The organism is Pseudomonas protegens CHA0 (assembly GCF_000397205.1).
Lineage (GTDB): Bacteria > Pseudomonadota > Gammaproteobacteria > Pseudomonadales > Pseudomonadaceae > Aquipseudomonas > Aquipseudomonas protegens.
In genome coordinates this window covers 4517513-4537180 of the sequence record NC_021237.1, presented here as the reverse complement: position 1 = coordinate 4537180, position 19668 = coordinate 4517513, and the positions used below count along the sequence as shown (strand labels likewise).

16 protein-coding genes are annotated in these 19668 nt (G+C 63.7%); 8 read left to right on the top strand and 8 right to left on the bottom strand.

Annotation, left to right across the window (positions count from 1 at the left end; translation table 11 throughout):
- Window positions 1-3: 3 nt before the first annotated feature.
- Window positions 4-2679, bottom strand: coding sequence for a pyruvate dehydrogenase (acetyl-transferring), homodimeric type (aceE, locus tag PFLCHA0_RS20205; RefSeq protein WP_015636344.1), 2676 nt, complete (start codon window positions 2677-2679; stop codon window positions 4-6).
- A 160-nt stretch (window positions 2680-2839) separates the two neighbouring features.
- Here aceE and PFLCHA0_RS20200 point away from each other — a divergent pair, with 160 nt between their 5' ends.
- Window positions 2840-3310, top strand: coding sequence for a MarR family winged helix-turn-helix transcriptional regulator (locus PFLCHA0_RS20200; RefSeq protein ID WP_011062263.1), 471 nt, complete (start codon window positions 2840-2842; stop codon window positions 3308-3310).
- An 11-nt stretch (window positions 3311-3321) separates the two neighbouring features.
- On the opposite strand, the gene PFLCHA0_RS20195 is transcribed toward PFLCHA0_RS20200, so the two are convergent.
- Window positions 3322-4410 carry a transketolase-like TK C-terminal-containing protein gene (locus PFLCHA0_RS20195; protein ID WP_015636343.1) on the bottom strand — a complete coding sequence of 363 codons (1089 nt, stop codon included), beginning with the start codon at window positions 4408-4410 and terminating at the stop codon, window positions 3322-3324.
- A gap of 214 nt (window positions 4411-4624) precedes the next feature.
- Between PFLCHA0_RS20195 and PFLCHA0_RS32100 the strand changes: the two genes are divergently transcribed.
- The gene (locus PFLCHA0_RS32100; protein WP_011062261.1) at window positions 4625-4750 is read left to right on the top strand and encodes a hypothetical protein; all 126 of its coding nucleotides are present in this window, start codon (window positions 4625-4627) and stop codon (window positions 4748-4750) included.
- 28 nt (window positions 4751-4778) lie between these two features.
- Here PFLCHA0_RS32100 and PFLCHA0_RS20190 read toward each other — a convergent pair whose 3' ends face one another.
- Together PFLCHA0_RS20190 and PFLCHA0_RS20185 are read right to left on the bottom strand one after the other, a co-directional pair.
- Window positions 4779-5819: an AraC family transcriptional regulator gene (locus PFLCHA0_RS20190; protein WP_015636341.1), complete on the bottom strand. Its 1041-nt coding sequence runs from the start codon at window positions 5817-5819 to the stop codon at window positions 4779-4781.
- 4 nt (window positions 5820-5823) lie between these two features.
- Complete coding sequence (locus PFLCHA0_RS20185) at window positions 5824-6954, bottom strand: carbon-nitrogen hydrolase family protein (RefSeq protein ID WP_015636340.1); 1131 nt, start codon at window positions 6952-6954, stop codon at window positions 5824-5826.
- 509 nt (window positions 6955-7463) lie between these two features.
- On the opposite strand from PFLCHA0_RS20185, the gene PFLCHA0_RS20175 reads away from it, so the two are divergent.
- The 4 genes from PFLCHA0_RS20175 to PFLCHA0_RS20160 all read left to right on the top strand — a co-directional run bounded on the left by PFLCHA0_RS20175 (window position 7464) and on the right by PFLCHA0_RS20160 (window position 13161).
- Complete coding sequence (locus PFLCHA0_RS20175; RefSeq protein WP_015636339.1) at window positions 7464-8531, top strand: fatty acid desaturase; 1068 nt, start codon at window positions 7464-7466, stop codon at window positions 8529-8531.
- 148 nt (window positions 8532-8679) lie between these two features.
- Complete coding sequence (locus tag PFLCHA0_RS20170; RefSeq protein WP_011062257.1) at window positions 8680-9825, top strand: EstA family serine hydrolase; 1146 nt, start codon at window positions 8680-8682, stop codon at window positions 9823-9825.
- Window positions 9826-9984: 159 nt separating this feature from the next.
- On the top strand, window positions 9985-12024 hold the full coding sequence (locus PFLCHA0_RS20165; RefSeq protein ID WP_011062256.1) for an NADPH-dependent 2,4-dienoyl-CoA reductase: 2040 nt from the start codon (window positions 9985-9987) through the stop codon (window positions 12022-12024).
- A 207-nt stretch (window positions 12025-12231) separates the two neighbouring features.
- A complete protein-coding gene (locus PFLCHA0_RS20160) occupies window positions 12232-13161 on the top strand; it encodes a 1-aminocyclopropane-1-carboxylate deaminase/D-cysteine desulfhydrase (RefSeq protein WP_011062255.1) in 930 nt (309 codons plus the stop codon).
- Here the strand turns inward: PFLCHA0_RS20160 and PFLCHA0_RS20155 are convergent.
- From PFLCHA0_RS20155 to PFLCHA0_RS20145, 3 genes are all read right to left on the bottom strand, one after another.
- Window positions 13152-13706: a cytochrome b gene (locus tag PFLCHA0_RS20155; RefSeq protein WP_015636338.1), complete on the bottom strand. Its 555-nt coding sequence runs from the start codon at window positions 13704-13706 to the stop codon at window positions 13152-13154. The two genes, PFLCHA0_RS20160 and PFLCHA0_RS20155, sit on opposite strands and share 10 nt — an antisense overlap.
- Window positions 13707-13907: 201 nt before the next feature.
- Entirely contained in the window at window positions 13908-14735 is an 828-nt protein-coding gene (phnX, locus tag PFLCHA0_RS20150) for a phosphonoacetaldehyde hydrolase (RefSeq protein WP_015636337.1), read from the bottom strand.
- A 101-nt stretch (window positions 14736-14836) separates the two neighbouring features.
- Window positions 14837-15946 (bottom strand): 2-aminoethylphosphonate--pyruvate transaminase, encoded by a 1110-nt coding sequence (locus tag PFLCHA0_RS20145; protein ID WP_015636336.1) that lies wholly within the window; start codon window positions 15944-15946, stop codon window positions 14837-14839.
- A gap of 110 nt (window positions 15947-16056) precedes the next feature.
- Here PFLCHA0_RS20145 and PFLCHA0_RS20140 point away from each other — a divergent pair, with 110 nt between their 5' ends.
- The gene (locus PFLCHA0_RS20140; RefSeq protein WP_015636335.1) at window positions 16057-16917 is read left to right on the top strand and encodes a LysR substrate-binding domain-containing protein; all 861 of its coding nucleotides are present in this window, start codon (window positions 16057-16059) and stop codon (window positions 16915-16917) included.
- Window positions 16918-17088: 171 nt separating this feature from the next.
- Here the strand turns inward: PFLCHA0_RS20140 and PFLCHA0_RS20135 are convergent, their stop codons facing one another.
- The gene (locus PFLCHA0_RS20135) at window positions 17089-17976 is read right to left on the bottom strand and encodes a LysR substrate-binding domain-containing protein (protein WP_011062250.1); all 888 of its coding nucleotides are present in this window, start codon (window positions 17974-17976) and stop codon (window positions 17089-17091) included.
- 286 nt (window positions 17977-18262) lie between these two features.
- Between PFLCHA0_RS20135 and PFLCHA0_RS20130 the strand changes: the two genes are divergently transcribed.
- Window positions 18263-19588, top strand: a complete 1326-nt coding sequence (locus tag PFLCHA0_RS20130) for an MFS transporter (RefSeq protein WP_015636334.1) — start codon at window positions 18263-18265, stop codon at window positions 19586-19588.
- The last annotated feature ends 80 nt before the right edge of the window (window positions 19589-19668 follow it).

The window sequence follows — 19668 nt, the reverse complement described above, 5'->3', positions numbered from 1 at the left end:
CTCCTAGACCGAGCTCGGGTCGACTTTTTCAGCGTCGATCCGATAGCGGCTCAAGGCTTCGCCGACCTGGCTGTAGGGTATCTCCCCGTCATCGGCCAGGGCTTTCAACGCCGCCAGGGCGATGAAATGCCGGTCCACCTCGAACAACTGCCGCAGGTTTTCCCGGGTATCGGACTGGCCGAAGCCGTCGGTGCCCAGGGCGACGAAGCGCCGACCCTCGACGAAGGGGCGGATCTGGTCGGCGAACAGTTTCATGTAGTCGGTGGCCACCACCAGCGGGCCTTGATGGCCTTCCAGGCATTGCTCGACATAGGCCGCTCGCCGAGGCTGCTGCGGATGCAGCAGGTTCCAGCGCTCCGCCGCCAGGCCCTGGCGGCGCAGTTCGGTGAGGCTGGTGGCACTCCAGATGTCGCTCTGCACCCCGAAGTCCTTCTCCAGCAGCTGCCCGGCGGCGATCACCTCGCGCAGGATCGAGCCGCTGCCCATCAGTTGCACCCGCGGGGCTTTGGCGCCCTGGGCGGTGCTTGAGCTGAAGCGGTACAAGCCCTTGAGAATGCCTTCGCGAGCACCTTCGGGCATGGCCGGTTGCGGGTAGTTTTCGTTGAGCAGGGTGATGTAGTAATACACATCCTCCTGCTGCACATACATGCGCTGCATGCCTTCATGGATGATCACCGCCAGTTCATAGGCGAAGGTCGGGTCGTAGGAGATGCAGCAGGGGATCACCGAGGCGAGGATATGGCTGTGGCCGTCGTCGTGCTGCAGGCCTTCGCCCATCAGCGTGGTGCGCCCGGACGTGGCGCCCAGCAGGAAGCCCCGGGCCCGCGCATCGCCGGCGGCCCAGGCCAGGTCACCAATCCTTTGGAAGCCGAACATCGAATAGAAGATGTAGAAGGGCAGGGTCATGACCTGGTGGTTGCTGTAGGAGGTACTGGCGGCGATCCATGAGGAAATCGCCCCGGATTCGTTCAGGCCCTCCTGCATGATCTGGCCGTTCTTGCTCTCCTTGTAGTAGCTCAGTTGCCCGGCATCCTGTGGGGTATAGAGCTGGCCCACCGCCGAGTGGATGCCGATCTGGCGGAACAGGCTTTCCATGCCGAAGGTGCGCGACTCGTCAGGCACGATCGGCACCACCCGCTTGCCGATCTGCGGGTCCTTGAGCAGGGTGCCGAGGATGCGCACGAAGGCCATGGTGGTGGAGATCGCCCGGTCGCCGGTGTCCTTGAGCTGGGTGGCGAAGGCTTCCAGGGCCGGGATCTGCAGCGGTGCGCAGTCGTTGTAGCGAGCCGGCACATAGCCCCCCAGGCGGCTGCGACAGGCTGCGAAGTAACGGCCTTCCGTGCTGTCCGCCGCGGGCTTGAGGTAGGGCATTTCAGCCAGTTGCTCATCGCTGACCGGCAGTTCGAAGCGATCACGGAAGGCCTTCACTGCCTCGGCCCCCATCTTCTTCAACTGGTGGTTGATGTTCTGGCCTTCGCCGGCCTCGCCCATGCCGAAGCCCTTGACGGTTTTCGCCAGGATCACCGTGGGACGGCCGCTGTGGCGTACTGCGGCGGCATAGGCGTTGTAGACCTTGATCGGGTCGTGGCCGCCCCGGGAGAGCTTCCAGATCTGCTCGTCCGAGAGATCGGCCACCAGCTCCAGCAATTGCGGGTACTTGCCGAAGAAATGCTCGCGCACATAGGCGCCGTTCTGCGACTTGTAGTTCTGATAGTCGCCATCCACGCACTCCATCATGCGCTGGCGCAGCAGGCCGCTGCGGTCCTTCTCCAGCAGCGCGTCCCAGCCGCTGCCCCAGATCACCTTGATCACGTTCCAGCCGGCGGCGCGATACAGGCTTTCGAACTCCTGGATGACCTTGGCGTTGCCCCGTACCGGGCCATCGAGGCGTTGCAGGTTGCAGTTGACGACGAAGATCAGGTTGTCGAGTTTCTCCCGCCCGGCCAGGGAAATCGCCGCCAGGGATTCGGGCTGGTCCATTTCGCCGTCGCCGAGGAAGGCCCAGACCTTGCGCCCCTGGTGCTGCTTGAGCCCGCGCAGTTCCAGGTAGCGCATGAAACGCGCCTGATAGGCCGCGGTGATCGGCCCCAGGCCCATGGATACAGTGGGGAACTGCCAGAAGTCCGGCATCAGCCTGGGGTGCGGATAGGAGGAAATGCCCTGGCCGTCGGCCTCGCGGCGGAAGTTGTCGAGCTGGGCGGCGCTGATCCGGCCTTCCAGGTAGGCGCGGCCGTAGATGCCTGGGGAGGAGTGGCCCTGGATGTACACCATGTCACCGTCGAAGCTGTCGCTGCGGCCGCGGAAAAAATGATCGAAACCCACGTCGTAGAGCACGGCTGCCGAAGCATAGGTGGCGATGTGGCCGCCCACGCCCGAATGCTTGCCGGCGCGCAGCACCATGGCCATGGCGTTCCAGCGGATCATCGCGTTGAGCTTGCGCTCGGTCTCCAGGTCGCCGGGGTAGGGCAGCTGCCGCTCGGGGGCAATGGTGTTGATGTAGGGCGTGGTCACCCGGCCATGGAAGTCGCCGTGGCGTGCCACGTCGAAATCCAGCAACTGGTCGATCAGGTAATGGGCCCGCGGGCGACCTTCCACCGTCAGCACCGACTCCAGAGAGTCGAGCCACTCGCGGGTTTCCTGGGGATCGTTATCGAGGGTTGCACTGTTGTTCTGGGTCATACCTGGCTCCGTGTTGGGCGGGGTTCCAGCGCGCGGATTCTTGTGGAATCGGAAGGTATTCGGCGCTGGGAAAAGTAATTGCAATTGCAACTACATGGCCGAATCTATCCCGGCATGCGTTACTATTGCAACCCTTCTTCAAACCTTCGGATGGTGTGGCATGTCTTCAAAAGAGCCCGATGTCTGGTTCCGTTTTGTCAGGGCTCACCGGACGGTGATTCGCGAAATCGAGCGCCGCCTGGCCCAGGCCGGCTTGCCGGCGTATGCCTGGTACGACGCCCTCTGGGGCCTGGAAAGCGGCGCCGAAGGTACCCGGCGCATGCACGAACTGGCCGATGTGCTGGCCATCGAGCGCTACAACCTCACGCGCCTGGTGGACCGCCTGGAAAAAGACGGCCTGGTGCAGCGCTCGCGCTGCGAGGGCGATGGTCGCGCGGCCTTTGTCAGCATCACCGACGAAGGCCGAAAGCTGCGCAAGAAGATGTGGAAAATCTACGAGGCGACAGTGGCCGAGCTGTTTCTCTCGCAACTGGACAGCGAGCAGAAACACGCCTTTGCCGATGCCCTGGAACGCACCGCGACCCTGGCCCGGGCGGCGGCCAATGGTGGCGACACAGGCTCCAAAAGCTGAGCCCGGTACCGTCAGGGCAGGCCATAGGTCGCCATGGCCTGTTCCACACATTGCATGGGCAATTGCCCAGCGTCTGCCAGGCTCTTGAGTGCCAGCACGGCGATCCAGCGTGCCTCGGGGCAGCGGCCGCGTCGCGGGTCGCGGGCGGCATCGAAGGAGTCGGTGCCCAGGGCCACCAGCTCGGCCTTGAGGTGAGGGCGTAGCTGTTCGGCCACCGCCTGGCCGTAGCCAGTCACTGCAATCACGGGCGCCGAGTCATCCGCCAGGCAGCGCTGCAGGTGTGAGCCGCGCCTCTCCTGCCCAGGATGCAGGCGATTCCAATGCTGCGCCGCAGCCGCTTCCCGCGCCAGGCGGGTGTAGCTGGGGCAACTCCAGAGCTGGCTGGCCACCTTCCAATCACGCTGCAGCAGATCCGCCGCGGCCCTGACCTGAGCAAACGCCCGGCCGGCGCCCAGCAGGCGCACGCGCCCCGCCGCTGGGTGGGCAGTGGTGTCCGTCACCTTGTACATGCCCTGCAATGCGGCTTGCCGTTGCTCGGGCGTCAGTTCCAGTTGCAGCTCATGGTCATGCAGGGCCAGGTAGTAGAAGCCTGGCTGGCCCTCGATATACAGGCGTTGCAGGGCCTCCAGGACAATCGCCTCGGCCTCTGCGCCAGTGGCCGGGTCGAATGGCAGGCAGTGCGGGTTGTGGGCCAGCCACAACGCCAGTGACGGGTCGGCACCCTTGGGCCATGGGGAGGTTTGGGTCTCACTGTCGTTGCACAGGATGCCCCGCGCCGCGGTCTCGGCGCTGACCGCGCACAACTGCGCCGAAGAACTGCAGCGGTGCAGATAGAGCAGGGGTTTTTCCGCGCTGTCGGTGGAGAACCACAATGGCCAGGCGCTGATCCGGGTACTCCTTTGTGGTGCGCCGTGGCTGCGCACCACAAAGGACTGGCGTGCGGTGCGCCGGTCCAGCTCCAGGGTATTGGCCATCTCCAGCACGGTGTTGAGTGGCGAACCGCCAGGGGGGCGGGCGCTCCTGAGCAGGTCCAGGCAGGCCTGGGCCGCCTGTTGCGCGAGGGCCTTGTGGCGAGTGGGGAAAAGTGAGGATGGGTTCATGCTCGGCGCCGTCCGCAAGGGGGGAGAGCGGCTACCCTAACGGATTGGCAAATATGATTGCAATTGCAATCGTTGCAGTTGCATCTGTGTTCGAGGGTTAAATTCCTCACGGGCTGTTACGTTTTAATGATAGAAATCCTGACCTGGGGGGTAGTATTTTTTCTGTCATCCCGGCACTTTATGCTGATCCCGATGGTCATTAGGCACAGGGCTATTGAACAAGGTCTTTCAACAACGGAAAAAGGAGTCCGCCATGGACGAATACCAAGAGGAACTGCTGGAGTATCAGGCTTTCGAGCTGGATCCTCTGGAACCTGCAGAAGACGCCACCGAGCTGTAACGCCGGTGGCGTTTTTTTTACCGTTTCTCTAGCCGAATTGTCGGTGGCTGCGGCGAAAATCCCCGGGGGTCTGGCCATTCCAGCGCTTGAAGGCCCGTTGAAACGCCTCGGCTGAGGCAAAGCCCAGCAGATAGGCAATCTCCCCGAACGCCAGTTCAGTATCGCGAATGTAGGTCATGGCCAGGTCGCGGCGGGTGTCATTGAGAATCGCCCGGAACTGCGTCCCTTCTTCCGCCAGCTTGCGCCGCAGGGTCCAGGTCGGCAGCTTCAGGCGCATCGCCACTTCTTCCAGGTCGGGCTCGCGGCCGCCATTGAGCAAAGGCCCCAGCATCTGAATGATGCGTTCGCGCAGGCTGCGGGTGCGGGTCAGTTGTTCCAGTTCTCTCTCGCACAACTGCACCAGATGCCGCCAGGTGCTTGGGCAATGCTGCGGGTTGCGCAGGCCCAGGCTGGCCTGGCTCAGGCGCAGCTGGTTCTGTTCGGCGCCGAACTGGATAGGCGTGGGGCCGAGCACCGCATAGGCCTCGTGGTAGTCCGGGCGCTGGAATTCGATATCGATCTGTTCGGCGTGGATCGCCTGGTCGGCGACGCTGGACAACTGCTGCAGCCAGCCGGAGATGATCGAGTCCACCACGAAGCGGTTGTAGGCGTTGTACGGGCTGATGGAGTAGAAGCACAGCCAGGCGCCGCTGGCATCCTCGTGAAAGCTCGACTGGCCGCGATAGTTGGAGCCATACAGAGCTTCGAAGCGGGTCAGGCAGCGCGCGGCTTCGCGCACGGTGGGGGCCTGGGCTGCGGTCACTCCGGCCAGGCCGGCCTGGCTCAGCCGGCTCAGGCGGCCCATGCGCAAGCCCAGGGCCGGGTCTCCGGTCAGCTGGATCGCCCCGTGGCCCAGGCGCATGTAGCGCGGGATTGACAGCCGCGCTCCGGCTTCGCCCAGGCGCGCGGCGTCCAGGGCGTACTGTTCCAGCAAGGGGGTGGGGTCCTGCCCGTAGCTGAGGACCGCGTCCACCAGGCTATGGACGAAGCCCACCGACAAGTCGCCCAGGCGCATCGGTGGGGTTTTCATTGGCCTACAACCAGATGTTCAGCAGGCGGGCGCCGCGGTTGCCGTCGTCGGCAAAGGTCTGGCCGTTGCTGTTGATGAAACTCTGGCCACTGCTGCGTTGGTCCCAGAACTGACCGCGCAGGAACACGCTGACCCCGGCGCTGGCCAGGCTGCTGGGTGCGCGCGCAGTCAGTGTCAGGCGATGCCAGGCCTCCCCCTCGCTGACTTCCTCGGGCTTGAGGCTGACTTCGCTGGGGGTGGCGATGCTCTTGTATCCGCGCCAGGGTTTGTCCCAGCCATCACGGCCCATGACAAAGGCCGGGACCGCCACCAGTTGGGCGTGCTGGTCATTGAGCTTGCGGTAGTTGTCGGGGTACCAGCTGTCGCTGCCGATCAGCACACCGAGGCGCCCGGCCGGGGTGTCGATAACCTCCAGCGCTTTGTCGGCATCGCCCTTCACGTAGCCGCTTTCGGCGTAGGTCGGGTAGATCTGCCGCTGGGGCTGGCCCATGGGCAGGCCATCGCTGCCAAACACCAGGCTGCTGTTGTACAGGGCGCCGCTGCCGATCTGCAGGTTGCCCTGGCTGACACTGGGTTCTGGAAGAATGATGCTGCCGGCCACCAGGGTCACATGAAACTCCTTGGCCAGGCCGCCGAACAGCGACTGATAGTCCCGAGCCATCCTCTTGGCCTTCATGCGCAGGTACGCATCGTCCAGGCGGCTGTCACCCCTGGCGCTGATCAGCGCCTTGAGAAACGGCAGCGGGTTGCTCACCGCCAGCCAGTTCATTGCCTCTTTCAGAGAGGTGGCCTGATACAGCTCATTCTTTTCACCACTGACCATCAGCCAGGTGCCGACATGCTCGGGCAGCACGACGATGGTCTTGTCATTGACCAGGCCCTTGTCACGGGCTTGCTGCATGTAGGCCGCAAGCTTGCGATGCAGGCGCTCGATGCTCTGGTAGTCGGTGGGGAACAGCTCGGGCTGGATTGCCAGCAGGTTGCCGTGGTCGGCAGGCACACCCTGGTCCACCGCGAGCTGGATACGCAGGTCCGACAGGTAGTGCGCCCCTGGACGATCACGGGTCCAGATGGCGTAGCTGGTGATGGCGGCAAGCAGGGCCAGGGTGAGGGTGATGTAGAGAAGTTTGCGCATGGGAAAACAGTCAGCGGCCGTGTGCTGGATCGTGACATTTCTCGGATATTTGGACCAAAGGTACAGGAAAACAGTGTGTTAGAGCGTTTTTTTGCATGAAATGGGTCATTTTCCGTGGCGTTTCGGGCTTTTCCCTGGGCTGCGCCTGCGATGTCGCCTCAGGGGAGAGAGGGCTGGCAGGGTGCTGCGGGCCTGCGTCGAGCGCGTCAGGTTTAGTGCAGTTGCCCCTACTTTCGTTGAAGTTTGAGGTTTTGCAGGTTGATGGGTTGTTCGACAATGAAGCAATCTTGAAAGTTCTTCGGGACTTATCCGAAGAGGCTCAATAGTGGCTAACTAATAGTTCCAAAGTGGACTGCTGGGTCATTCATAACAGTTGTTAAAAAAACCAGCGGTCCAGGGGGCCACTTATCAGTTGTAGCCGCCGTTTCGGCCCAATTGGTTGTTTTGCTATCGAAGTATGTCTTTCTATTGAAGTTCGCCTCCACTCATTTTCTTCAAAGGATGAAGTGATGAACTCCATAGAAAAGGAACTTGATTGCGGTCGCTCCGTAACTGACCAGCAAAAGATCGAAGAAGTCACCCGCCAAATTACCGAGCATGGTAACGAACTACGCAGACGCTATCCTGTCCTGAACTATCAGAACGCCCTGGGTGCAAGTGCCATGGCTGTTTCGGTGACAGTTATGGTGGTGACTGGTGTGTTGTATGTGAAGGGCATCATGCCCGCGTGGTTGTGCATCTTGGTAAACGCGCTGTCGACCTCGATCATTCATGAACTTGAACATGACCTGATTCACCGTCTGTATTTCCGGAAACAGCCTCTGGCCCATAACTTCATGATGCTGCTGTGCTGGCTGACGCGCCCGGGAATGCCCAGCCCCTGGCTCAGGCGCGGCCTGCACTTTCATCATCACAAGGAATCCGGAACCGCCACCGATGTCGAGGCCTGGATCACCACCAGCGGCAACCCCTGGGGCATTCTCAGGCTGCTGAAGCTGATGGATGGCTTCCTGTTCGGCTTTGTGAATGCGGTCTGCGCGCCGGGCTGGCGGCAGAAAATGAAACTGCTGGCCAGGATCATTCGCCTCAATACCCCTTTCGGGCTCCTGTACTGGGGCAGCTGGTATGTGTTCCTGGGTTATCACTTGTCTACCTGGCTGGGCGGCCTGGCAGGAGTGCCGCCACCAAGTTCGCCGTTAGTGCTGCAAGTGATGAACGTGATTGATTGTGTAGTGGTCATTGTTGTTGCGCCGAATATGATTCGACAGTTCTGCCTGTATTTCATCAGTTCCAATATGCATTATTATGGTGATGTTGCGCCACGCAATGCTCTACAGCAAACCCAAGTAATGAACCATTGGCTGTTGTGGCCGTTCCAGTTGTTCTGTTTCAACTTTGGCAGTACTCACAGTATTCACCATTTTGTCGTGAAAGATCCTTTTTATCTTCGACAGATGACGGCGCCCTATGCCCATGAAGTCATGGCGAAGGCCGGAGTTCGTTTCAATGACTTCGGTACCTACAAGCGGGCAAATCGTTTCAAGTTGGATACGGTCCACTTTCAGTCCAGAGGCTGAAGGTCCTTTGCACCTTTATTGTTCTTGTTATCACAGGTTTGCATTGCCGTTGACGAATGCAACCGGCCTCTTGGTTTCGGTTTTTAACTCATGCTGACCCTGGCCGACTCTCGCCAGGGCGGCATGACGATGGATGGGAGTTTTGAGAATGGAAGCGCAAGGAACATGTGCGAAGGGTTTCGAAGCCGTGCTGCACGCCTTCGAGGCAATGTTCGATGATCCCCAGGAGCGCGGCGCCGGGCTCTGTGTGCAGGTCGGCGGCCAGACCGTGGTCGACCTGTGGGCCGGCGTGGCGGACCTGGAGGGCAACAAGCCGTGGCACCACGGCACCCTGGCCAATACCTTCTGCACCATCAAGCCCTTGGCCGCAGTGGCTGCCCTGATGCTGGTGGAGGAGGGCAAGCTGGAGCTCGACGCGCCGGTGGCCCGCTACTGGCCCGAGTTTGCCCAGGGCGGCAAGGGGCGGGTCACCGTGCGCCAGGTCATGACCCACACCTCCGGCATACCGGCGCTGCGCGGGCCCAATCACAACGCCATGATGTATGACTGGGAGCACATGGTTGAGATCCTGGCTGCCGAGCCATTGTGGTGGCAGCCAGGAACCGGGTTGGGGTATGCCACCACTATCTTTGGCTGGGTCATCGGTGAGTTGATTCGCCGGGTTGACGGTCGAGAGCCTTGCACCTTCATCCACGAGCGGATCACCCGGCCCCATGACCTGGAGGTTTACCTGGGGGTCGAGGAACAGGATTTTGAGCGTATCGCGCATTTCGATGCCGCCGAGGGGCGGGTGGGCGACTACTACTCGGAGGACCTGCGCAAGGTGATCATTGCCGAGCCGGAGCATGTCGCGACCCTGGCCTTTACCAACCCGGGCATGGTCCCCCGGCGCACCTGCGACCCCCGCTGGTGGGCCTATCGGCAGCCGGGGGTCAACGGCCACAGCACCGCCCATGGCCTGGCCGGCTTTTACAGTGCATTGCTGGGGGGCCGCCTGATCGGGCCCGACCTGTTGAGTGAGTTCACCCGCGAGCACAGCAATGACATGGATCGCATCTGGCGACGCCCCATGCGCTATGGCCTGGGCTGCATGATGGAGCAACCGGCCGATCCGGCTGCCTCCCTCGGCATGGGGCCCGAGACTTTCGGTCATATCGGCCTGGGCGGCCCGATCAGTTTTGCCGACCCCGAACGCGAGGTGAGCTTCGGCTTTGTCACCACCACCTCGGGCCGGCACACCATGATCGATCCCCGCCCGCAGCAACTTGCCGCGCTGGCCTACGCGGCACTTTAAGTGGAAGGGGGAATGGAAAAAGGGTGTGCGTTCTGATCATTAAGTTGTCAGTTACGGTCATTGAGTGCCCGATGTTCTGCTCTTAGTCTGTGCAGCACTACTGATGGAAGCCGCAGAGCTTCCGCATTTTTCCGTGATTGCCCGATCTGGAGTGACACCATGGCTGGAGCACCTTACCCGCATTTGCTGGCCCCCCTCGACCTGGGTTTCACCACCCTGCGCAACCGCACCCTGATGGGGTCGATGCACACCGGTCTGGAAGAAAAGCCCGGCGGCTTCGAGCGCATGGCGGCGTACTTTGCCGAGCGTGCCCGGGGCGGCGTGGGCCTGATGGTCACCGGCGGCATCGGCCCCAACGATGAGGGCGGGGTGTATTCCGGCGCCGCCAAGCTGACCACCGAAGAAGAGGCACTCAAGCACCAGATCGTGACCCGTGCGGTGCACGAGGCCGGCGGCAAGATCTGCATGCAGATCCTTCATGCCGGGCGTTATGCCTACAGCCCCAAGCAGGTGGCTCCCAGCGCCATCCAGGCACCGATCAACCCGTTCAAGCCAAAGGAGCTGGACGAGGAAGGCATCGAGAAGCAGATTCGCGATTTCGTCACCTGCTCGACCCTGGCCCAGAAGGCCGAATACGACGGTGTCGAGATCATGGGCTCGGAAGGTTATTTCATTAACCAGTTCCTGGCCGCCCACACCAACCACCGCACCGATCGTTGGGGCGGCAGCTATGAAAACCGCATGCGCCTGCCGGTGGAAATCGTCCGTCGGGTACGTGAGGCGGTGGGCCCGAACTTCATCATCATCTTCCGCCTGTCGATGCTCGACCTGGTGGAAGGCGGCAGCACCTGGGAAGAGATCGTGCAACTGGCCCAGGCCATCGAGCAGGCCGGCGCCACCCTGATCAACACCGGGATCGGCTGGCACGAAGCGCGGATTCCCACCATCGCCACCAAGGTGCCGCGTGCCGCATTCAGCAAGGTGACGGCCAAGCTGCGCGGTTCGGTGAGCATTCCCCTGATCACCACCAACCGCATCAACACCCCGGAAGTCGCCGAGCAGATCCTCGCCGAGGGCGATGCCGACATGGTCTCCATGGCGCGGCCATTCCTGGCCGACCCGGACTTCGTCAACAAGGCCGCCGAAGGCCGCGCTGACGAAATCAATACCTGCATCGGCTGCAACCAGGCGTGCCTGGACCATACGTTCGGCGGCAAGCTCACCAGTTGCCTGGTCAACCCGCGCGCCTGCCACGAGACCGAGCTGAACTACCTGCCGGTCAAGCAGATCAAGAAGATCGCCGTGGTCGGTGCCGGCCCGGCGGGCCTGTCCGCCGCTACCGTGGCTGCCGAGCGTGGGCATCAGGTGACCCTTTTCGATTCCGCCAGCGAGATCGGCGGCCAGTTCAACATCGCCAAGCGAGTGCCGGGCAAGGAAGAGTTCTTCGAGACCCTGCGCTACTTCAAGCGCAAGTTGCAGACCAGCCATGTCGAGCTGTGCCTCAACACCCGCGTCGATGTGCAGCAACTGGTGGCCGGCGGCTTTGACGAAATCATCCTGGCCACCGGCATTGCCCCTCGCGTGCCGGCGATTCCCGGGGTGGAGCACGCCAAGGTCCTCAGTTACCTGGACGTGCTGCTCGAGCGCAAGCCGGTGGGCAAGAGCGTGGCGGTGATCGGTGCCGGCGGCATCGGCTTCGATGTTTCCGAATTCCTCGTGCACCAGGGTGTGGCCACCAGCCAGGATCGCCAGGCATTCTGGAAGGAATGGGGCATCGACACCCAGCTCCAGGCCCGTGGCGGTGTGGCCGGGATCAAGCCCGAGCCCCATGCACCAGCGCGGCAGGTGTTCCTCTTGCAGCGCAAGAAGACCAAGGTCGGCGACGGCCTGGGCAAGACCACCGGCTGGATCCATCGCACCGGTCTGAAGAACAAGCAGGTGCAGATGCTCAACAGCGTCGAGTACCTGAAGATCGACGATGCCGGCTTGCATATCCGTATCGGTGAGGCCGGCGAACCCCAGGTGCTGCCGGTGGACAACATCGTCATCTGTGCCGGCCAGGATCCGCTGCGTGAACTGCAGGACGGCCTGGTGGCGGCAGGGCAGAACGTGCACCTGATCGGTGGTGCCGATGTGGCCGCCGAACTGGACGCCAAGCGCGCCATCAACCAGGGTTCGCGTCTGGCGGCCGAGCTGTAACGGCCTGCCGTCCTGTAGCCGCTGCCGTAGGCTGGGCACGAGGCCGCAGGACTCGCCCAGCGGGCAATCGCGCTGCAACCAGCGAGCGCGGTTGCCTGTCTTGCGGGTTCTGCGAACCCGTTCGCAGCCTGCGGCAGCGGCTACAAGGATGAGCCTGGGCCTGGAGCTGATAGACTGCGCAGCTTCTTCCCCGAACCCCCGCTGCCGATGTCCTTCCCCGAATCCTTCGACTGGTTACCCCACGCCCCGCTGCAACGGCTGGAGCTGGACTGGCTGTCGCGGGCCGGGGTCGAGGTGGCGGTGCTGCGCCTGGACCTGATCGACCCGCTGATCAGTGGCAACAAGTGGTTCAAGCTGACCGAACACCTGGCGGCGGCACGTACCGCCGGTGCCCACGGCATCATCAGCCTGGGGGGCGCCCATTCCAATCATCTGCATGCGCTGGCCGCTGCTGGCCGGCGTTTTGCCTTTCCCACCGTGGGTCTGTTGCGTGGCCATCCACAGGACACACCGACGGTGCTCGACCTGCAAGCCTTCGGCATGCGCCTGCACTGGCTGGGCTATGGCGGTTATCGCGCGCGCCACGAGGCGGGTTTCTGGACGCCCTGGCAGGCCCGGTACCCAGAGTTGTACCCGGTGCCCGAAGGTGGCGGTGGCCTGGCCGGCGCAGCGGGCTGCATGACCCTGCGCGATCAGGTGCGGCGGCAGTTGCCGAGCCTGGGCTGGAGCGACTACCACGGCTGGTGGCTGGCCGCCGGCACGGGTACTACCCTGGCCGGGCTGGTGCTGGCGGAGGCCGGAGCGCATCCGGTCTACGGCGCCCTGGCGGTTCCCGAGGATCACGGGGTGGCGCAGCAGGTCGAGGGGATCTTGCAAGAGGCCGGGCAGGGCTGCGGCGGTTATCAGCTGCTGGACAGCAGCCGCGGCGGTTTTGCCAAGGTCGATGAAGTGTTAAGCGGGTTTATCCGGCTCACTGAACAACAATGCGCTCTACCGCTTGAACCCTTGTACACCGGCAAGGCCCTGCTGGCGTTGCAGGAACAGGTCCAGGCCGGGCGTTTCGCCCCGGGTTGCCGGTTGATCTTCGTGCATACCGGCGGCCTGCAGGGCCGCCGCGGGCTGTTGGCTCAGGCCTGACCGCGCTTGCGCCACATGCGTTGCAGAGTGTTGTCGCGCATCACGTAATGGTGATAGAGCCCGGCCAGGGCGTGCAGCCCGATCAGCCAGTAGCCGACCGTACCCAGCAGTTCGTGCCAGCCCTGGAGCTGCTTGGCCAGTGGCTTGTTCTCGGCCAGCAGCAGCGGCAGGTCGAGGCCGTAGAACATCACCTGGTGGCCCTTGGCGCTGGTGGTCAGCCAGCCGAGGATCGGCATGGCGATCATGAACAGGTACAGCGCCCAGTGCATCAGGGTCAACAGCAGCCGTTGCCAGTGGGGCGGGGTGGGCAGGATCTTCGGCGCTACGCCCTGGGCACGAGCGAACAGGCGCAGCCAGACCAGCGCAAACACTGTCAGGCCGAGCATGAAGTGGGCTTCGACAATCAGCGTGCGACCACCGCTGCCTTTGGGGAAGATGCCGCGAAATTCGATACAGGCGTAAACCACGGCCAGTAGCACCAGCATCAACCAGTGCAGGGCGATCGTCATGGTGCTGTAGCGAGACTCAGTGTTTTTCCAGGGCATACGGGACATCCTCGGTCATCAGGTCTGAAGCCTCCGTTCTTGAGCGACGGAGTGCTTTAACTGTAATCCGCTTTATGCCGGTCTGCCTGGAGCTGTAGCGGCTTTTATCGCCCCCCTGTGCAGCGTCGGGGCGGTGGGCGGGTATAAAAAAACGGCGGCCCCGAAGGCACTGCCGTTTTTTAATATTGCTCCGTGCCTGAATCAGTTGCCCTGGGGCATTTCCCCCCGGGCCAGGCGCTGGTTGATGTCGGCGATCACCTGGGGCAGGTCGGCGATGGTGTCGATCAGGTAGTGCGGGCGCGAAGCCTCGAACAGCTTGTGGATGCGCTTGCGCTCGCTGGCCAGGGTGTCGCTGGCCAGGGCCCGGTAGCCTTCGTAGGTCAGGCCCAGGGCATTGCCCGAGCAGGTCAGCGCCACGGTCCACATGCCGGCGCGGCGGCCTTCGAGAATGCCCGGTACGGTGTCGTCGATCTTCACGCAGGCGGCCACGTCGTCGATGCCCAGGGCGATCACGTTGGCCAGGGCCTGGGCTGGCCATGGGCGGCCGTTGGGCACTTCGTCGGTGGCCACCACGTGGTCGGCGGTGTAGCCGTTGGTGGCGGCCAGGGCTACCACCTTGTCCATCACCTGCTTGGGGTAGCCGGAGCAGGAGCCGATCTTGATCCCCTGTCCACGCAGCTTGGCGATCACCTCCAGGGCGCCGGGGATCAGCGCCGAGTGCTCGGCGATCTTCTCGATCTGCAACGGCATGAAGCGTTCGTAGATAGCGGTCACATCGGCGTCAGTCGGGGTGCGGCCGAAGACCTTGCGATAGCGCTCGGCCACCTCCGGCAGGTCGCACAAGGTGCGGATGTGATCCCACTTGCCCATGCCCATGGGGCCGCGGGCCTCTTCGATGGACACCTGCACATCGAACTCGGCGAAGGCTTCGACAAAGATCTGGGTCGGGGCAAAGGAGCCGAAGTCGACCACGGTGCCGGCCCAGTCGAGGATCGCCGCTTGCAGCTGAGAAGGGTTGCTGTAGTTCATGGTTTCGATGCCTGTGTAGGAGCGAGCTTGCTCGCAAAAAAGGTTCGGTATCGCGTCGCCTGATTCGCGAGCAAGCTCGCTCCTACAGGCTCGGTGGGGAGTCAGATATCGAGGACTTCCATCTCCCGCAGCACCTCGGCGATGGCGGTGACGGCAGCCTGCATGCCGCGGCGGTCGACATGGCCGATGCAGCCCACGCGGAAGGTTTCGACCTGGGTCAGCTTGCCCGGGTAGAGGATGAAACCCTTGGCCTTGACCCGCTCGTAGAAATCCTTGAACTGGTAGCGGGGATCTTTCGGGGCGTGGAAGGTGACGATGATCGGTGCCTGGATCGCTTCCGGCAGAAAACTGCGCAGGCCCAGTTCGCCCATGCCGTCGAGCAGTGTCTGGCAGTTGTCGGCGTAGCGGGCGTGGCGCGCCGGCAGGCCACCTTCCTCGGCGTATTGCAGCAGGGCTTCGTGCAGCGCGGCGACCACGTGGGTCGGCGGGGTGAAGCGCCACTGGCCGGTCTTGGCCATGTAGCTGTGCTGGTCGTGCAGGTCCATGGCCAGGGAATGGGCATTGCCGCCGGCCTGGGCCAGGGAGGCCTTGGCAGCGAAGACAAAGCCCATGCCGGGCACGCCTTCCAGGCATTTGCCGGAGGCGGCGATCAGCGCATCGAAGGGGATTTCCCGGGCATCGATGGGTAGCGCGCCGAAGGAACTCATGGCGTCGATGATCAGGCGCTTGCCATGGCTGGCCACGACCTGGGCGATTTCCGGCAGCGGGTTGAGGATGCCGGTGCTGGTTTCGCAGTGGATCAGCGCCACGTGGCTGATGCTGCTGTCGGCCTGGAGCAGGCGCTCGACATCCGCGGCCGTGGTGGGCTGGTCCTCGGCGGTTTCGAAGGTGCTGAAATCCCGGCCGAGCACTTCGCAGATCTTCGCCAGACGCTTGCCGTAGGCACCGTTGATCAGCACCAGGACCTTGCCGTCGCGGGGCACCAGGGTGCCGATGGCCGCTTCCACGGCGAAGGTGCCACTGCCTTGCAGGGGCACGCAGTGATGGCTGTCGGCGCCCTGGATGATGGCCAGCAGCTGTTGGCACAGGCTGGCGGTCAGCTGGTTGAAGCGGTCATCCCACGAACCCCAGTCCACCAGCATTGCCTGGCGGGTGCGGGCGGAGGTGGTCAGGGGGCCGGGGGTAAGCAGGATTGGCTCGGCGATGCTCATGCTGTGTCCTCGAAAAGGTGGGGATGACGCTACGGGGACTAAATTGCAGTTTGCCTTGTCATCAATCAAATTGTTTGTTGTTATGCCAGCCATCAGTGAGGCCGATAGCTATGAACCTGTTTCAACTCCGCGCATTCGATGCCGTGGCCCGGGAAGGCAGCTTTACCCGGGCCGCCGGACGGCTGTTCATCAGCCAGCCGGCGGTCACCGGGCATATCAAGGCCCTGGAAGAGCATTACCAGATCACCTTGCTGCGGCGCACTGCGCGCCGGGTGGAACTGACCGAAGAGGGCACTAAGCTGGCGGCCATTACCCGGGCCATGTTCGGCCTGGCGGAAGAGGCCCAGGCCATGCTCGAGGCCAACCGGCAATTGCTCACCGGGCGCCTGGAAGTGGCGGCGGACGGCCCCCATCTGGTCATGCCGATGCTGGCCAGCCTGCGGGCGCGCTACCCGGGGGTGACGGTCAACCTGCGCCTGGGCAATGCCCAGGAAACCCTGGCGGCGCTGTTGTCCGAGCATGCCGACGTGGCGGTGCTGACCGAGGTCGAGCCGCGCAAGGGCCTGCACCTGCAAAGCCTGGGCGAGTCGCGGATCTGTGCCCTGGTGCCCGATGGGCACCCTTGGCTGGAACTGGCCGGGGGCGTCGCCATCGAGCAGTTGGACCAGGTGATCATGGTGCTGCGCGAACCGGGTTCGATCACCCGCCGGACGTTCGATGAGGCCTGTGGGCTGGCCCAGGTCCAGCCCCGGGTGCTGCTGGAGCTGGACAGCCGCGAAGCGGTGACCGAGGCGGTGGCGGCGCACCTGGGGGTGGGCATTGTCAGTTCGGTGGAGGTTGGCCACGACCCGCGGGTGCGCACGGTGCCGATCCGCGGTGCGGGGCTGGTCAACCGGCACATGATCGGCTGCATCGAGCGGCGCCGGGACCTGCGCCTGATTCAGGCGTTTTTCGCCCTGGCTCCAGCCTGAGCCCACCTCCACTCTTGTAGGAGCTGGCTTGCCGGCGAAGAGGCCCGAGAGATCGCCTTCGCCGGCAAGCCAGGCTCCTGCGGTAGCGGTGTCTGGGGGATCGCCTTCGCCGGCAAGCCGGCTCCTACGGTAGTGGTGCCTGGGAGATTGCCTTCGCCGGCAAGCCGGCTCCTACAGGGCGGTGGGGGAGGCCAGGCTTTCGCGTACCAGGTCGAGGAAGGTGGCGACGATCCGTCGTGAACTCTGTTCGCGCAGGCACACCAGGGTTTCGGTCAGGCGCCTCTGGCAGTCGACGATCGGCAGGGCGCAGACCCGGGCGTCGGCGCCGAACTCCGCCGCCGAGACCACCCCCACGCCAATGCCCACCACCACCGCTTCGCGCGCGGCTTCGCGACCTTCCACCTGGATGGTCGGGCGGATGCGCAGGCCGGCGCGGTTCATTTCCTCTTCCAGGGTCTGGCGGGTTACCGAGCCGACCTCCCGCAGCACCAGGGGCGTGTCGTCCAGGTCGGCGAGGCAGATGGACTGGCGGCCGGCCCAGGGGTGGTGACGGGAGACGAACGCCACCATCGGGTCGTTGCGCAGGGTCAGAGACAGCAGGCGCTCGTCGTCCACGGCCCGCCCCAGCAGAGCCAGGTCGGCCTGGTAATTGAACAGGCGCAGCAGCGATTCATCGGTGTTGCCGGTTTCGATCTTCACATTGATCCCGGGGTACAGCTCGCAGAATCGAGCGATCTGCGGCAGCACATGCACCGGGGCATCCACCGCCAGTACCAGGCTGCCGGTCTGCAAGGCCCGGGACTCCTGCAGCAGCTCCTTGGCTTCGGCTTCCACCACGAACAGGCGCTGGGTGATGGCCAGCAGGCGCTCGCCCAGGTCGGTCAGGCGCACCGAGCGCTTGTTGCGATGAAACAACAGCACCCCGAAGCGCTCTTCGAGCTTGCGCACCTGGTCGGAAATCGCCGGCTGCGTCAGGTACAGGCGTTCGGCCGCCCGGGTGAAGCTGCCGTGCACCGCCACGGCGTGGAAGGCTTTCAATTGGGCGTGGGAAACCGACATGGGCCAAACCTCTTACAAGCTGAGCTTATATTTGAAATACGATAAATCGATTTCATTTATTAGTCAGTAATTGCTTCCATCCCTGCAAGCCCAGTGACCGTTCGGTCGACCGGCACCGGGCCCTGAGGCCTGTGCGTGCAGCTTCGGTCCCCGAAACGGGCCGGCAACAGGACTCATCTGACCAGCAGCGCCCGCCGCGAGGGCCCTGCTGCAGTGCTCAAGAATAAAAAACACAGGCGTTTGCTTCGCATCCTGCCGGCACACTCACCCTGAGGTCAGAACCACAATGAACAAGCAGATCGGCACCATCAAACGTTGGCGCGTGCAGATTTTCGCCATCACCTGGATCGCCTACGCGGCGTTCTACTTCACCCGCAAAGCCTTTTCCGTCGCCAAGCTCGGGATCGCCGACGATCCCGACTTCACCCTCGACAAGATGGCCATGGCCAACCTCGACGCCATCTACCTGGCGGCCTACGCCGTGGGGCAGTTCACCTGGGGCATCTTCGCCGACCGCTTCGGCCCGCGGGTGGTGGTGCTGGGCGGCTTGCTGATTTCCGCCGCTGCGGCGCTGGTGATGGGCAGCTTCGCCACCTTGCCGGTGTTCGCCACCTGCATGCTGGTCCAGGGGCTGGCGCAGTCCACGGGCTGGTCGGGGCTGTGCAAGAACATCGGCAGTTTCTTTCCCGCCGGGCAGCGCGGCAGGGTGCTGGGGCTGTGGAGTTCCTGCTACGCCTTCGGCGGCCTGGTGGCCTCGCCCTTTGCCGGCTGGTGGGCCTATACGCTGATCGGCACCTGGCACGCGGCGTTCATTTCCAGTGCGGTGGTGGTGGGCCTGACCGCGGTGCTGTTCTTCATCTTCCAGCGCAATACCCCGGAGGACGTGGGCCTGCCGGCCGTGGAGCCATTGCCCCCGCAGAGCGCCGAAGAAGACGCCGCCGAACGGCGCATGAGCGTCTGGGAACCGCTGCGCGAGATCCTGCGCAACCGCACGGTGCTGATCCTCGGGCTGTCGTACTTCCTGCTCAAGCCGGCGCGCTACGCGATCCTGCTGTGGGGGCCGGTGATCGTCTACGAACAGATGCCGTCGGTGGGCAAGGTGGGGGCGGCGATCGTGCCCACCAGCTTCGAGCTGGCCGGGCTGCTGGGGCCGGTGATGATCGGCCTGGCCTCGGACAAGCTGTTCGGCGCCCGGCGCATGCCGGCCTGTGTCATCAGCCTGCTGGCGCTGACCCTGTCCCTGGCGCTGTTCATGGGCGCTCTGCATACCGGCAGCGTCGTGCTGGTGATGGCCCTGCTGTTTTTCATGGGCCTGACCCTGTATGGGCCGGACTCGATGATCTGTGGCGCTGCAGCCATCGACTTCGGCTCGGCCAAGGCCGGGGCCACCGCGGCCGGTTTCGTCAATGGCTGCGGCTCGGTGGGCGCGGTGCTGGGTGGCCTGCTGCCGGGTTACTTCGACACGGTCACGGTGTTCATCGTGTTTGCCGCCTGCGCCCTGGTCTCGGCCCTGGTGCTGGTGCCGTACTGGAACAGCCGGCCCCAAGGGCTCGATCCGGTGCGCGCACTCGTTCCCAATGGACCTTTGCTGATCAAACCGCTGCGTACCTGACTTTCGGGCCTCTTCGCCGGCAAACCGGCTCCTACGAAGGCTTGTAGGAGCAGGCTTGCCAGCGAACCCACTCGCCGTTT